This is a genomic window from Bacillus sp. AR13-1 (assembly GCF_008042285.1).
GTDB lineage: Bacteria > Bacillota > Bacilli > Bacillales > Bacillaceae_G > Bacillus_A > Bacillus_A mycoides.
On sequence record NZ_QNUA01000007.1, the window covers coordinates 20,955 to 36,382 of the forward strand.

The 15,428-nt window shown below is 36.9% G+C and carries 17 protein-coding genes; 5 read left to right on the top strand and 12 right to left on the bottom strand.

The annotated features are described in order from the left end of the window. Window positions 1-80: 80 nt before the first annotated feature. The gene (gene galU / locus DN408_RS04470; RefSeq protein WP_002015869.1) at window positions 81-968 is read right to left on the bottom strand and encodes a UTP--glucose-1-phosphate uridylyltransferase GalU; all 888 of its coding nucleotides are present in this window, start codon (window positions 966-968) and stop codon (window positions 81-83) included. A gap of 152 nt (window positions 969-1,120) precedes the next feature. Next, complete coding sequence (locus DN408_RS04475; RefSeq protein WP_016127723.1) at window positions 1,121-2,845, bottom strand: phospho-sugar mutase; 1,725 nt, start codon at window positions 2,843-2,845, stop codon at window positions 1,121-1,123. Window positions 2,846-2,988: 143 nt separating this feature from the next. On the opposite strand from DN408_RS04475, the gene cdaS reads away from it, so the two are divergent. Beyond that, entirely contained in the window at window positions 2,989-3,594 is a 606-nt protein-coding gene (cdaS, locus tag DN408_RS04480) for a sporulation-specific diadenylate cyclase CdaS (protein ID WP_002129703.1), read from the top strand. A 168-nt stretch (window positions 3,595-3,762) separates the two neighbouring features. On the opposite strand, the gene pepA is transcribed toward cdaS, so the two are convergent. The 5 genes from pepA to DN408_RS04505 all read right to left on the bottom strand — a co-directional run bounded on the left by pepA (window position 3,763) and on the right by DN408_RS04505 (window position 8,315). Beyond that, window positions 3,763-5,247 carry a cytosol aminopeptidase gene (pepA, locus tag DN408_RS04485; RefSeq protein WP_002129705.1) on the bottom strand — a complete coding sequence of 495 codons (1,485 nt, stop codon included), beginning with the start codon at window positions 5,245-5,247 and terminating at the stop codon, window positions 3,763-3,765. Between the two features lie 205 nt (window positions 5,248-5,452). Beyond that, entirely contained in the window at window positions 5,453-6,079 is a 627-nt protein-coding gene (locus tag DN408_RS04490) for a 3D domain-containing protein (RefSeq protein ID WP_002129706.1), read from the bottom strand. Window positions 6,080-6,165: 86 nt separating this feature from the next. Then, window positions 6,166-6,483, bottom strand: coding sequence for a YuiB family protein (locus DN408_RS04495; RefSeq protein ID WP_002089308.1), 318 nt, complete (start codon window positions 6,481-6,483; stop codon window positions 6,166-6,168). After that, entirely contained in the window at window positions 6,480-6,986 is a 507-nt protein-coding gene (locus tag DN408_RS04500) for an NUDIX hydrolase (RefSeq protein ID WP_002015875.1), read from the bottom strand. The genes DN408_RS04495 and DN408_RS04500 overlap by 4 nt, the downstream gene beginning before the upstream one ends. A gap of 120 nt (window positions 6,987-7,106) precedes the next feature. After that, the gene (locus tag DN408_RS04505) at window positions 7,107-8,315 is read right to left on the bottom strand and encodes an NAD(P)/FAD-dependent oxidoreductase (protein WP_078178516.1); all 1,209 of its coding nucleotides are present in this window, start codon (window positions 8,313-8,315) and stop codon (window positions 7,107-7,109) included. 461 nt (window positions 8,316-8,776) lie between these two features. Between DN408_RS04505 and DN408_RS04510 the strand changes: the two genes are divergently transcribed. From DN408_RS04510 to DN408_RS04520, 3 genes are all read left to right on the top strand, one after another. Further along, on the top strand, window positions 8,777-9,766 hold the full coding sequence (locus DN408_RS04510) for an NAD(P)/FAD-dependent oxidoreductase (protein ID WP_002184753.1): 990 nt from the start codon (window positions 8,777-8,779) through the stop codon (window positions 9,764-9,766). A gap of 165 nt (window positions 9,767-9,931) precedes the next feature. Then, entirely contained in the window at window positions 9,932-10,408 is a 477-nt protein-coding gene (locus DN408_RS04515; protein WP_002167457.1) for a GyrI-like domain-containing protein, read from the top strand. Window positions 10,409-10,736: 328 nt separating this feature from the next. Then, window positions 10,737-11,984: an MFS transporter gene (locus DN408_RS04520; protein ID WP_078178515.1), complete on the top strand. Its 1,248-nt coding sequence runs from the start codon at window positions 10,737-10,739 to the stop codon at window positions 11,982-11,984. A gap of 17 nt (window positions 11,985-12,001) precedes the next feature. Here the strand turns inward: DN408_RS04520 and DN408_RS04525 are convergent, their stop codons facing one another. Next, window positions 12,002-12,883, bottom strand: coding sequence for a helix-turn-helix domain-containing protein (locus DN408_RS04525; RefSeq protein ID WP_147739968.1), 882 nt, complete (start codon window positions 12,881-12,883; stop codon window positions 12,002-12,004). A 231-nt stretch (window positions 12,884-13,114) separates the two neighbouring features. On the opposite strand from DN408_RS04525, the gene DN408_RS04530 reads away from it, so the two are divergent. Further along, window positions 13,115-13,576, top strand: a complete 462-nt coding sequence (locus DN408_RS04530; RefSeq protein WP_078178513.1) for a 2-thiouracil desulfurase family protein — start codon at window positions 13,115-13,117, stop codon at window positions 13,574-13,576. Between the two features lie 30 nt (window positions 13,577-13,606). On the opposite strand, the gene DN408_RS04535 is transcribed toward DN408_RS04530, so the two are convergent. The 4 genes from DN408_RS04535 to DN408_RS04550 form a co-directional block, all read right to left on the bottom strand. After that, window positions 13,607-13,960 (bottom strand): YxeA family protein, encoded by a 354-nt coding sequence (locus DN408_RS04535; RefSeq protein ID WP_044439147.1) that lies wholly within the window; start codon window positions 13,958-13,960, stop codon window positions 13,607-13,609. 177 nt (window positions 13,961-14,137) lie between these two features. After that, a complete protein-coding gene (locus DN408_RS31895) occupies window positions 14,138-14,323 on the bottom strand; it encodes a hypothetical protein (RefSeq protein ID WP_078178512.1) in 186 nt (61 codons plus the stop codon). A 32-nt stretch (window positions 14,324-14,355) separates the two neighbouring features. Further along, window positions 14,356-14,547, bottom strand: a complete 192-nt coding sequence (locus DN408_RS04545; protein ID WP_002166530.1) for a hypothetical protein — start codon at window positions 14,545-14,547, stop codon at window positions 14,356-14,358. Window positions 14,548-14,634: 87 nt separating this feature from the next. Continuing rightward, complete coding sequence (locus tag DN408_RS04550) at window positions 14,635-15,393, bottom strand: hypothetical protein (protein ID WP_003192150.1); 759 nt, start codon at window positions 15,391-15,393, stop codon at window positions 14,635-14,637. Window positions 15,394-15,428: the final 35 nt, after the last annotated feature.

Genomic DNA, 15,428 nt, shown 5'->3' on the forward strand with positions numbered 1-15,428 from the left:
TTTCTCAAAAAAATCCCCTTTAGATTAAGCAGTAAATACGTTCCTTTACCGCTCATCCAACAGGGGATTATATCACTATATTAAGACTCTTGCTTCATTTGCTCGTCTAAAACTTTCTTCATCATTACTAGCATATCATCACGTAATTCTGGGTGTTGCAATGCCATTTCAATTGTCGTTTGAACAAATCCTAATTTTTCACCAACGTCATAACGCTTTCCTTCAAAATCATATGCAAATACACGTTGAATTTCATTTAAGCTTTGAATTGCATCCGTTAACTGAATTTCGCCACCCGCTCCAACTTGTTGCTGTTCCAAGAACATAAAGATTTCAGGAGTTAAAATGTAACGTCCCATAATCGCTAAGTTTGAAGGCGCAGTACCTTGCGCTGGTTTCTCAACGAATTTACGAACTTGATAACGACGTCCCTCTTGCTCTAACGGATCAATAATTCCGTAGCGATGTGTTTCTGCTTCAGGAACAGTTTGTACACCAATAACAGAAGAAAGTGTTTTGTCATACTCGTCCATTAATTGACGTAAACATGGTTTTTCAGCTTGAACGATATCATCGCCTAATAATACTGCAAACGGCTCATCACCAATGAATTTACGTGCGCACCAAACAGCATGTCCTAATCCTTTTGGTTCTTTTTGTCGAATGTAATGGATATCTACCATTTTAGAAGAAGCTTGTACTTTTTCAAGTAACTCATACTTTTTCTTCTCTAATAAGTTTTGCTCTAATTCAAATGCGTTATCAAAATGATCTTCGATAGAGCGCTTTCCTTTACCAGTAACGATAATAATATCTTCGATGCCTGATTTTACTGCTTCTTCTACGATGTATTGAATTGTTGGTTTATCTACAATTGGAAGCATTTCTTTTGGCATTGCTTTCGTTGCTGGTAAAAAGCGTGTTCCTAATCCCGCTGCCGGGATAATTGCTTTTCTCACTTTTTTCATGACAAATACCCTCGCTTTTCATTCTAATTCTCTTAGTAAAGTGTAAATTTATAACACTCGCTCGTAATAATCCTCTACATCAAACAAAACTACAAGAAAAGAGGAGGCCGTTCTCCGTTCTCCTCTTTTCCTATCAGTAGCACTCTATTCTATTATAAACAATTCATAATATCTTCTTTAATAGTAAGTAACTTTTGTTCACTATTTTGTAAGGAATCATCTTGTACACCAAAGTAGAATTTAATTTTCGGCTCTGTTCCAGATGGACGTAAGCAGAACCAAGAACTATCTTCTAATTGATATTTTAACACATTTGATTTCGGTAAGTGAATCTCTTCCTTATTTCCATCTTGTAACGTTGTAATGATGCTTTCTTTATAATCCTCAACTGCAACAACTGTTAAACCAGCTACTTCTTTCGGAGGATTCTCACGGAATGTTGCCATCATCTTTTGAATCTGTTCGGCACCATCTTTTCCTTTTAACGTTAACGATACAAGGTCCTCACGGAAGAACCCATACTTCTTAAATACTTCTAGCAGACCATCGTATAACGTTTTACCTTGTGATTTGTAGTATGCAGCTACTTCACATGCAAATAGGACGGATTGCACCGCATCTTTATCACGGCAGAATGGACGGATTAAATAACCGTAGCTTTCCTCATAACCGAATTGGAATTCATATTGTCCGCTTTCTTCATACTGTTTAATTTTTTCACCGATAAATTTAAATCCAGTTAACGTATCAACTGTATCTAAACCGTATGCTTTTGCGATTGTACGGCCAATTTCAGACGTTACGATTGTTTTTAAAACAACACCGTTTTCTGGAAGCGTTCCGTTTTCCTTCTTTTGTGATAATAAGTAATCAAGCATTAACGCACCTGTTTGGTTACCAGTTAATACTTGGAACTCACCATCGTGATTGCGAACTGCTACACCTAGACGGTCTGCATCAGGATCTGTTGCGATTAACACATCTGCGCCTACTTTTTCACCGTCGCGAATTGCATACTCAAACGCTGCATGCTCTTCTGGGTTTGGTGATTTTACTGTAGAGAAATTTGGATCTGGTAACTCTTGCTCTTTTACAACTGTTACATCTGTAAATCCAACTTCTTCTAAACCACGGCGTACCGAAATATTTGATGTTCCATGCAATGGTGTAAAGACGATTTTTAAATCTTTTCCTACTTCTTTCACCATCTCTTTATTAATAATGACATTGTTCAATTCTGCTGCATAAGCATCATCTACTTCTTGTCCAATTATATGTAATAAACCGTCAGCTTTTAATTGCTCAACATCAGCAACTTCAACTGTTAATTCATTCTCTACTGCATTTACGTAGCTAATTAACTCATCAGCTTCCTTTGGAGGCAACTGGCCACCATCTTCACCATATACTTTATAACCGTTATATTCGGGCGGATTATGGCTTGCCGTAAGAACGATTCCACTTGCTGTATGTAAATGACGAACTGCGAAAGAAAGCACTGGTGTTGGACGTAAGCTTTCAAATACATATGTTGTAATACCGTGTGCACCAAGAGTAGCAGCTACTTCCATTGCGAATTCAGGTGATTTATGACGAGAATCATACGCGACAACAACACCGCGTTTTTTCGCTTCTTCACCTAGTTTTTCAATAAACATAGCTAATCCTTTTGTTGCTTTACGAACTGTATATACATTTAAACGGTTCGTACCAGCACCAAGTTCACCACGCATACCACCTGTTCCGAACTCTAGATTTTTATAAAAGCTATCCTCGATTTTCTTCTCATCTTGCTTCATGTTTTCTAGCTGTTCTTTTAATTCTGCGTCTAATTCTGCATATGAAAGCCAGCGACTAAATTCTTGTTTCCAATTCATACTTCCATCTCCTCTCGCCTGTCGTACCTTCATTATATGAAAAAAACAACCTGAATCTCAATATTTTTTAAAATCTAGCAGGATTTTACTATAAATATTTGTATACACTATGGTTAAATACTCCACCAAAGGGAATGAGGATTATGCAAGAATGGGGCTTGTCAGAAGAGCTCAAAATAAAAACAAAGCAGATGATTGAAATTGCTGAAAAAGAATTATCAAACATGAAGCATGCAATCGATAAAGAAGATGAATGTATTTTATGTAAAATGGAAGATATTCATCATATGTTAACAAATGTACAGACGTTAGCAGCTACATATTATATTCAAGCATATTTATCACCTTATACGGAAAGTTCACATTTCATCACTACAGCTGTCCAACATTTAAGCGCTCGAAAACACGGTGCTCTTATTATTGTGGAACGAAGTGACGCTATTGATTCTTTCATTCAAACTGGAACGACATTAAACGCACACTTAACCGCGCCACTACTTGAATCGATTTTTTATCCAGGGAACCCTCTTCATGACGGAGCCGTTCTCATTAAAAATAATCATATTGTCTCAGCAGCTAATATTCTCCCATTAACAAAAAGCATGGAAATCAATCCTGAGCTAGGAACACGTCATAGGGCTGCAATTGGCTTATCCGAGAAAATTGATGCACTTATATTAGTTGTCTCTGAGGAAACAGGGCGTACTTCATTCGCTTTAGGCGGGACGTTATATACGATTTCTTTATAGGACGAATCTTTCACTATGTAGCACTTTTTGAAACGGTAAAATAGTAAATGAAATTATATTAACCGTAACTCCAAATATATCGACTTACCGACAAAAACTTACAATAGTCATACCATATCACTAAGAAAAGGCTATCCCAAAAATTTGAGACAGCCCTTTCTTCAAAAATTATTCTTCTCCGAAACGCTCAACAAGTGTTGCAAGTGTACGCACCATTGCACCTGTTGCTCCAGATGGTCCTAAATCATGTGCTCCTGATGTTTCAGATGTTCCAGCGATGTCTAAGTGTACCCATGGTGTTTCTTCTGCAAATTCACCAAGGAATGTCCCAGCCATAACCGCATGTCCTTCACGGCCTGGTGAGTTATTTAAATCAGCAAATTTACTGTTTTTGACACGTTCTTTATCACGTTCAAAAATCGGCAATTGCCAAATTGGCTCATCCGTTTCCATAGAAGCCTCTAACACTTGTTCAAACAATTCTTCATTATTTGTCATCGCGCCTGTTGTATGATTTCCAAGTGCAACAATTACACCGCCTGTTAATGTTGCAACATCAACTAAGTAATTTGCGCCAAGTTTCTTCGCATACGTAATACCGTCAGCTAACGCTAGGCGACCTTCTGCATCTGTATTTAATACTTCAATTGTTTTTCCGCTCATAGATGTAATAACATCATCTGGCTTAAATGCTGTACCACTTACAACGTTGTCAGTTGATGGAATAACAGCAATTACATTTTGCTCTGGACGAAGTTCACCGATGATCTCCATCGCGCCAAGAACAGCTGCAGCTCCGCCCATATCACCTTTCATACCAACCATGCCTTCACGTGGTTTTAAAGAATAACCGCCTGTATCATATGTAATCCCTTTTCCAACAAATCCAATTACATCTTTCCACTCTTCTTTTCCTTTATAAATAAGAGCAATCATTTTTGGCGGTTCAGTAGATCCTTGGTTTACTGCAAGTAATGCACCCATACCAAGCTCTTCCATCTCTTCTTTCTCAAGAACCTTATAATCCATATCGTATTTTTCTGCTAATTCAACTGCATACTCAGCAAGCTTTGTCGCTGTTAATACGTTTGGCGGCATATTTACAAGCGTACGAGCTGAATTCGTTGCACGTCCATGTACGTATCCTACAGTTAATGCTGCTTCAATTTCTTGTGCATCTTCTGCTGTAATAGCCGTAAACTTCTCTAATTCTACACGATCCTTTTTATCTGTTTTATACGTTTGTAATTCATATGTACCAAGACCTTGTACTTCTGCCGCAATATGAGCTACATCAATCGCATCTAATTTATCTGTCACGAAAGAATCAAGTAAGATTGCTGCATCTTGTACTTTTGCTGCTTGTAATGCTTTAAACGCCTTACCAAGAGCAGCACGTAACGTTTCCGTTGTATATGACTCTTTCTTACCTAAACCAACAAAATAATAACGTTTAACATTTGTTTTTCCTAAGCTATGTACTTTTGAAATGGCTTTCTTCTTAGTTGAAAGTTCTTTTTCTTCTAATAAAACTTGTAATTGTCCTTCAAACGCTTTATCCAGTTCTTGTACAAAGCTACTCTTTTTATCTTCTTCAAATAAGGCAACAATTACCGCTTCATGACTTACTAATTCTTTTTGTACTTGAAACATGTTCAGACCCCCTAAATTTCTCTACGTCCATTATAACTTTATTTTCGATAAAATGCGACAATTCTAAATTCTGTTATTTCATATAAAGTGAAACTTTAATCAGTGGGGGTTTTACCGGCCGCAAATAGCAGGATAAAGATGCTATCTCCAATATCTTCTATGGTGAAATAAGACAAGAAAAAAGTCTAGCGTTATTGCCACTAGACTATCTTTGTTTTAAATATTGTCCACGAAACACTTGCATCGTTTCGTCTTGATTTAACATCGTTAACTCTTCTTCCGAAAACTTGCCATTTCCTATTTTCACTATATACACATTTACTTTTTTCTTACCCCATTGGCTATAAACATCTTTCACCGTATCATAATATAAATCGAGACGATTTCCTTTTATAGCACCGCCCTTATCAGCTACAACACCATATCCGTAACCTGGCACGAATAGAATTGTCCCAAGCGGGAATACGCGTAAATCGGCAGCGATTGTGGAATATAAATCCCTTTTTGCTTTAACACCTGAATATGTAATGCCATACTCTGGATGCCCCGGCCTCTTTCCAGTCGACTCTATACCTGATGTATAACCAGTTGCAGTCATTTCTATAACACGATATTTAGACCAGTCATTTGCCTGCTCTAAAGCATTTATCACTTCTTTACTCGGAGCAACTTTTTTCTCAATTTCTGCTGCATGTACTTCTTTTACACTTGTTCCTTCATATAATTTTATAATCTCTAATAAAGAAACTCCTGTGAAAGCCTGCCATGTTACGCATAATGCGAATGCAAGTAAACAAGTCATCATAATGCGAATACAATATCGTTTTAACATTTTTATATTCCACACTCCTTCATCGTTAATCATTCCCTATACGATGAAGGAATATGCAAAAAAATAATCTCCAAATTGATTGGAGATTAAAACATTTGATATCCACTTTTTCGAAGTTTTTTAATTATGATTCCTGCTAAAGCAGCACCTACTAATCCAGTAGATAGAATAAACACATCTGCGTGTCCTAAATGCGATACACTTGTCCCAAATGAAGAAAATGTTTCTTTTGGCTTTGAAAAATAGTCCCATACACTCGCTTTATTAATAATAAGCATACAAATAATCGGATATACAATAACCATTACCCACGTAGCTCGCAAAATCATGTTGAGTAAAAATCCAATTCCAAAAAATAAAATAAAGAACAACATCATTGAAATAAGTAGTACCGGTATACTCACTTCTTCTCCCTCTCCTTCGCATACGCCGTAAACACATGATAAGCCGTATAACCAAATTGCTCTCCTGGATTTAATGTTTTGTCCATTTCAAAATGCGACTCTGCTCTTCCTTCTAATAAATATTTGATGAGTACAGAAGTATTTTGATCATCTGCAATATTTTCTGGATGTAAAAAAGCTACTTCCGACAATTCTTTCTCCTGTACGATAACGTCTTCTCCCTCTGGCTCTAGAAGAAAAATAATCATATTATCACTAATTTCATTATGAATAACACCTGAGCGAATACCAATAATCCCCTTTACATGAGCAACAATGCCTGTCTCTTCCAAAATTTCACGTTTCACAGCTTCATCAACAGTCTCGCCTTCATTAACAAAACCAGCAGGTAAAGACCATTGCCCTTTCAATCCACCGTATTTTTTCTTAACGAATAGCCATCTCCCATCTTCTGTAGCTACTAAGCCACTGACAGCTAACCACACTTTCCCTCGCTTCCCCATGATATAACCTCCTCCATCAAAACGAACAGAATATTCTTTCTTTTTTATATATTATACTATATTTTCAATACGAAAAAAGCAGAAACAGCTCATAGCCGTTTCTGCTTTTTCTACTATATATTAAAAGAACTTCAATTTACCTTTTTTAAGAACTAATAAAGGTCCGCCTAGTAAGAATAAGTAACGGTTGTCGATTACTTTCTTCATGAATGAAGCTTTCCAACCTGTTAACTTTTTACCCATAACAACGCCCATTGCATCGTCATGACCTAATGAACATACAGATCCTTTATTATCAAATGCGAACTTTTTCATTTCACCTTCGCCGCGAACTAACACAGTTAAATTGTGTGCAATATTATAACCTTCTTGAATTGCAATCTGTGCTGTTGGTGGGTATGGACGGTTAATCTCTTCGTTGATGATTAACGCTGCATCACCAACCATGAATACATCTTCATGACCTGGAGCGTGCATGTACTCATCCACTTTAATACGTCCGCGCATTGCTTCAAATCCAGACTCTTCCACAATACCATTACCACGAACACCTGCAGCCCAAACTACAGTTTCAGATTTAAGAAGTTCAGCATCATCACCGTTGGCAACGATAATACCTTCTTCAGTTGCTTCCTTAATTGCTGTACCGATGCGGAATTCTACACCTTTTTTCTCAAGTTGTTTTACAGCGTACTCTACTAATGCTGGATCGAAACCAGGAAGTGCTGTTGGAGCAGCTTCTACACAGATGATACGTGCTTTTTCACGTGGAACATCGTACTCTTTGCAAAGTTCAGGAATACGATTTGCAAGCTCACCTACGTACTCGATACCAGTAAATCCAGCGCCACCAACAACGATTGTTACTAACTCATCACGTTTTTCAGTCGCATATTGAGCGAATTTTTCTTCCATATGCTCACGAATTTGACGAGTTGCATTAATGTTAGTGATTGAGAATGCATGCTCTTTTAATCCTTTAATTCCGAACGTTTCTGATTCGAAACCAAGACCGATTACTAAGTAATCATACTCTAATTCACCATCTTTTAAGATAACACGTTTTTCAGCAGCTTTAATCTCTACTACTGTATCTTGTACAAAGTTCACTTTATTTGTATCGATAACGTCTTGAATATCTAGACAGATTTTATCATCTTGTAATGTACCAGCTGCACTCTCATGTAACCAAGTTGCTTGGTAGTGATAGCTGTTGTTGTTTACTAACGTAATTTCAGCTTCACTTACAGATAATGTTTTTTGCAGACGAACAGTCGTAATCATCCCGCCATAACCTGCACCTAAAACTACGATTTTTGGAGTCTTCACTAAATCACAACCCTTTTCTTTATATAATAGTAATAAAAAATAATACCAAGTACTAAAAACTCTATTTGTCAAGAATGTGGAATTTATCACATTCTATATCATAACAAAACGCAGTCAAAAAATCGTACGAAATTTGTCATAGAAATTTAACATAATACTTCCCTATATTAGTCGGTTTCATTCCATAATTCAAGCACCTAGAGAATTATCGATATTTTAAAATAACATAGCGTTTTCAAGGATTTTTTAGCCTTTTTTTCATGTATTTTCCTTCCGTTGTATTTTATACGATTCTAAAACATCTATACGCAAACTTACTTATTATTCAGTCGTTTTCAGAAGTATTATTAACTGAAATATGCTATCATTTATTTGAAAGTGTCATCATTTGCAGGATTTTCGTGTACATATGAACAATATATGAAATCAATATTAAAATTCCATCTATAGGGGGAATGAAAGTGACAGAAAATCAAAAAGTTTACGACATAACGATTATTGGTGGTGGCCCAACAGGACTATTCACTGCATTTTATGGCGGAATGAGACAAGCAAGTGTAAAAATCATTGAAAGCTTACCTCAACTTGGAGGGCAATTATCCGCACTATATCCCGAAAAATATATTTATGATGTAGCTGGATTCCCAAAAGTGCGTGCACAAGAGTTAGTTGATAACTTAAAAGAGCAAATGAAAAAGTTCGATCCAACTATTTGCTTAGAAGAAGCTGTTGATACGCTTGAAAAACAAGCTGACGGTATATTTAAACTTGTTACAAATAAACAAACTCACTACTCTAAATCTGTCATCATTACTGCTGGCAATGGTGCTTTCCAACCACGCCGCTTAGAATTAGAAGGCACAGCAAAATACGAAAAGAAAAACTTACATTATTTCGTTGATGATATGAATAAATTTGCTGGAAAACGCGTCGTTGTATTCGGCGGCGGTGACTCAGCAGTAGATTGGACAATGATGTTAGAAACGATCGCGGACAAAGTTACAATTGTTCATCGCCGTGATAAATTCCGTGCACATGAACATAGCGTAGAAAGCTTAATGAATTCCCGTGCAGAAGTAAGCACACCTTACGTTCCAGTTGAACTTATTGGTGATGATACTATTGAACAAGTTGTTCTTCAGCACGTAAAAACAGAAGAAAAAATTATCATCGATGTTGATGACGTAATCGTAAACTACGGCTTCGTTTCTTCACTTGGTCCAATTAAAAATTGGGGCTTAGATATTCAAAAAAACAGCATCCTCGTGAACTCAAAAATGGAAACAAATATTCCTGGCATTTACGCTGCTGGTGACATTTGTACATATGAAGGAAAAGTAAAACTCATTGCTTGCGGCTTTGGTGAAGCACCGACAGCAGTAAACAATGCAAAAGCTTACTTCGATCCAAACGCAAAACTTCAACCAATGCATAGCTCAAGTATGTTTTAATATAGAAATGAAAAGAGCTCCTTTTACATGAAAGGAGTTCTTTTCATACTCTCTCTTTTTCCTAACTAAAATACATCGCAATTTGATAAAAAACACTGCTTCTTTCCAAAATATGTTACAATAAAACAGAACGTACGTTTCATTTAATAAAGGGAGGTTTTATTAATGAAAGAACCTATTATCGTAAAAAAAGAAGCTTTCCAAGCAATCGGTGTTTCTATTACAACTACAAACGAAAAAGAAGCATCAAATGAAGGAAAGATTCCGGTGCTTTGGAATCGCTACTTCCAAGAAAAAATCATGCATCAAATTCCAAATCAACAAACAAAAGAAACATTCGCTTTCTACTCAAACTACGAATCGGATGAAACTGGTACATATCAATTTACTATCGGCATGCCTGTTTCTTCATTAGAAGAAGTTCCTGAAAATATGACAACCTTAACAATACCTGCTGCTACGTATGCGGTATTTACAACGAGAAAAGGTCCTGTGTCTGAAGTCGTTTGTGAAGCTTGGGAATATATTTGGCAATGGTCGAAAGAAAACACACGTGCTTTTACAGCAGACTTTGAGCTTTATGACGAAAGTGCAGTTGATCCAAATAACGTACAATTGGATATTTATATTGCTTTAGCCTGAATGACAAAAAAGAAGATACCCTTTGGTATCTTCTTTTTTGTCGTTAAATAGCCACTGTGCAAATTCATTATTATTGTCTACAATGAGAAAGTGCAGTATAGAACTATTAGAAACTGTATAAAGTGAAACTATGCTCAGTGGGGGTTTTGTTCATCCCCCACTGAGTATTAGCCTTCACCAATCGGGTGGTTACGGGCAGCCCGACTCCCGCCTAACTTCTTTGCTCTAGCCAAATTTTGAGGTGGGAGTTTTACTGCCCGTTAACGCGGGATAAAACGATTGTTAATAGGTTTTTCAGTCTAAAATCGGTACATAGAAAGGAAGCAATATGGAGGAACTACAACAAAATAAATCTGCTTTAGAAGGAAGCGGAAAACCGTTATTAAAAAATACGAATTTCCTTTTTCTTTGGGCAGCTACTCTCTTTTCAAGCTTTGCTTTAGCCTTTTTTACTTTTTCACAAACATGGTACATAGCAAAAACATTAAACCTTGAGGCTTCACTCGGTATTGTTTTCGTGGCTCTTAGTGTTCCAAGGCTCATCTTTATGATTATCGGCGGAGCATTAGCTGATAAATTCCCGAAAAAAAATATCATGTTTTACTCTAATATTATTCGCGCTATTCTTGTCGCAACTATTCTCACCTGGTTCATCGTCGGTGATGTAACACTATATACATTTGCTTTATTCGCATTGTTCTTCGGACTTGCTGACGCTTTCTTCTGGTCAGCAGATGGATCTATTCTGCCTGAACTTGTAGAAAAGAGCCGTTTAACACAAGCAAATTCACTTACTCAAATGACAAACCAAGCATCTGTCATTTTAGGACCTGTACTTGGCGGTATTCTCATTAAATTTACGAACTATGAAACAATTTTTTCAATTACAATCCTGCTACTCATTATCGCTGCAATACTCGTTCAAAAAATACAATTTACCGTACCCGAAAAAAATGAAACAGATAAAGGCATGTTTACTTCTATTAAAGAGGGAATTTTATATGTAAAAGAATCACCATTTCTTTCAACTTTCCTTATATGTAGCGCCTTTTTAAACTTATTTTTAATCGGCCCAATGCAAGTAGGATTTCCGCTCTTCGTCAAAAACGTCCTGCACGGTGATTCACTTCAGTTTAGTTACTTAGAAGCGTCTGTTGGCGGCGGGATGGCGATAGGAGCTGTCATTGTCGGATTAAAAAACATTAACCGTAGACGTGGCCTATTTTGTATTATCATGATGCTACTGTCTGGTGTATTCTTCCTAGCCATCAACTTTAGCAGCGTACTTTGGCAAGCGTTATTAGCTGGAATGTTTTACGGTATTACAATTGCGATGGCTATCGTTCCACTTATGGCAATGATTCAATCAACAGTAAAAGAAGAGATGATGGGACGCGTTATGAGCTTACTCATGCTTTCATCGATGGGATTCATTCCGCTCTCTTACGCATTTACATCGCTTGCACTTGGGGTAGGCATTCCAATTGTAACGGTTATGAAAAGCGGTGCAATCGCTGTTATCGTCTTTGTACTATTTGTAGCAATTCGTGTTCCAGTTGTAAGAAAGTTCGATTAGCTACTTGGAGTCATGTATTATACGCATGGCTCCTTTTTAAATGGATCGAATAACGGTATTCCCTTACTTCTCCTTAATGCCGCTCCCCACTCTAATCCAATTTCTAAAAATAAATCTCGCATCGTACTATACAATAGTGCTCCAACATCTTTACGAATTTCTCCGTACTTATACGCTCTCACAACACTTTTCACCCTCCAAATTAAATTTCCACACACTTCTTCATCAGCTAATATTCCCTCTAATAAAGCACCTTGCTCTAGTAATCCGCTCTTTTTATAAGCAAGTTCCACCTTACTCCAAAATATATTAATCTTCTTCGGATTACTCGTCATCGGCACCAGTGCGTATATAAAAGGCTTCGGTATATCGTGACGACAATACGTTTCATCAAGCTCGTACGTTACTTTTCTTTTCTCTTTTATTTGTGGAATGTTTTTAGAAAGAATTGTTTCCCCCTCATTTTTTTGCTCGTTTCCACTACAGCCATCTGTACGATCATCACTTTCACATGCGGACATTTTCATACGGTCATCCATGCGGTCAATTGCGGATTTAAGAAATACATATAAGTTTGCACTATATCCCCCGCGCTTATATCTTTCTTTTGTCGCAACACGTTTTATAATCCCTAGTTCCTCTAACTTTGCAATCGAGCAGCGTACCGTACGAATACTCTTTCCAACATTTGTAGCAATCGTCTCCATTAACGGACAAGCAACTCCCACTGTTTTCTGTTTCTCATTCACTGCATACTTTCCTAAAAAATGAATAATGATAGAATCCGTTTTATTCATTTGAAATCGATAGCACTTCAAAACTTGTTTTTGATATGTATTAAACTCTTCTTTACTTCGAAATTGACTATATGGTTTCATTAAATTATATAAGCTTCCCATTTTTATCACCTCACTTATAGGTAAGAACTAGGAAGAGAAATTGGCGTGATATTTAATATTTTTTATCCCGCATTAATGGGCAGTAAGACTCCCACCTCCAGATTCGGCGAATGCGAGGAGGTTAGGTGGGAGATCAACTGCCCGTAAAAGCCCGATTGGTTCAACTAATAATCAGTGGGGGATGGACAAAACCCCCACTGATTAAATTTTCACTTTATTGGAGATGAAAATATGATTGTAATTAGTGCTTGTTTAGGTGGTATTGCTTGTCGGTATGACGGTAACGATAATCTCGTTTCAAAAATAGAAGAGTTATTACAAAGGGAAGATACCATCCTCGTTTGTCCCGAAGTATTAGGCGGTTTACCAACACCACGCCCTTCTGCTGAAATTATCGGCGGTAATGGCGATGATGTTTTAGATGGAAAAGCAAAAGTAATGACGAAAGAAGGACAAAATGTCACGGAGGCTTTCGTGCGTGGTGCTTATAAAGCATTAGAACAAATAAAAGCTTTAAACCCAGAATATATAATTTTAAAAGAACGCAGTCCATCTTGTGGTAGTTCTACTATTTACACAGGGGAATTTAACGGCAATAAACAAACTGGTTACGGAGTGACAACTGCTTTATTCAAAAGGCATGGATTTAAAGTAATTTCAGAAGAGGATTTTGAGAACGAAAAAAGGAATTGACCCTGTTCGTCAATTCCTTTTCCATCTGTCTTATTTCACACCTAATTTTTCTTTCACTTTCGCAGGAAGCTCGTCCTTTTTCACTTCTTCCCAAGCTGTTACACCTTTTTTATCTGAGTGGTATACGCGTAGGAATGCTTCTTTACGAAGATTTTTTTGCGCTATGAATTCTAACTCTTTCTCTTTACCATCTTTATCAAAACCAGTTAGTTTATATTCGTAATCTTTATACGGCTGACCATTATCAGCTTTACCATTATATTCTTTTCCATCTACTGTAATTTGAACGTAATACTCATCTTTACCCATACGGTTTAAATCACAGCCAACTAACAAACTTGCGAATACAACTAAAATACTAAAAAGTGCAATATATCTTTTCATTTCCTTCACCTCATATGTTTTTCTTATATTGTTATCTTAAGGCCTAAGCTTTAAAGAAGAAATTCAAAAACATGACATGAACATTACACTTTTGTAAGATAGTAAATTAAAACTTTAATCAGTGTTTTTTCATTGAAAACGTTATTGACACTCATCTAGCCTAGTCATGACAATCTATTAACGCCCATAACGTCTTCCACGCCAATTTTTCCACTTGTCACGAATCTTATCACGTAATTTCCTTATACCGCTTATTACACCTTCTATTACGCACTCTATTATGATATCAATTACAAGGTAACTTACAAATCTAATTATAGGTTTAATCACATATCTCCTTACGAATTCAAAAATATCGTCAATCTTGCGTCCCCTCCCGCTCGTACAAAGAACTGCTACTTCCCATTCTTTTTGCGTAATCTACGTTCTGTTACAACCGCTGCGCCTACTGCAGTAGCTATCAACAAAAATAGTACGGCGATAGCGTCCACAATGAGGCTATTGAATTTGGATGAAACCCCAACAAATACTAACGCTATCGTTAATACTGCTAGCATAATTATCGTTATCTTATCTTCGTTCATCATTGTCCTCTCCGATTACTTACGGTTCTCTCTCCAAGACTTTATAAAGCCACCGACAACTTTACTGCAATTGTTCCCGTAATTAATTTATTATCGTTGTAATCCATCTTCTACTACCTGCGTAACAGTTCCATTTGGTTCGAAGATTACACGTAATGTTCCTTCGCCGCCATAACCGGTATAGCCGTATACTGAATACGATTTATATTTCTCAATCATACGTGGCTGTCCAATCGCAGCTTTTACTTGATTCGCAGGCATACCTTTTTTGATTTTCAAATAGTGATTATAGTCTACTTCCGCCGAATCGTTATTTACATCTTTATACCACGGTACGCGGTCGTTTTTTTCTTCATATTCCTTTACAGGCTCTTCACTGCTTTTCGTAGATACCGGACTCTCTTTATCCGCATCCCTTATAGCAGTGCGTTCAATATTCACAACGTAACCATATGTATTTAATTCAACCATAATTTCATATGTACCATCCGTATCCTTTTCAGTATAAAACACGCGTTTTTCCTTGTTATTATAATGTTTTATGTTCTCACCACCGTAGTCAATCTTGTTAAGGATATCCGTATATGTCATGCCTTCCTCAATCTTTTCGGCTTCGTCACGAGAAATATAACGCTTCTGTGACGATGTAGCGTCCTCATATTTAATGCTGTCACGTTCGCTCGTAGTCATAGGGGTTTCCTTCTGTTCTTTTAGTACTTCCGCTTCCGATTTCACCTGTTGCTTTGCTCCCGCTTTTGTTAACACGTCGGTATCGTTAGAACAAGCTCCAAATATTGATGCTGTAACCAACGTCATCCCTAATACCAGTACTTTCTTAAATGACTTCATTGTAATTCCTCCGGTAGTTTTTAATTTCTAGTAAT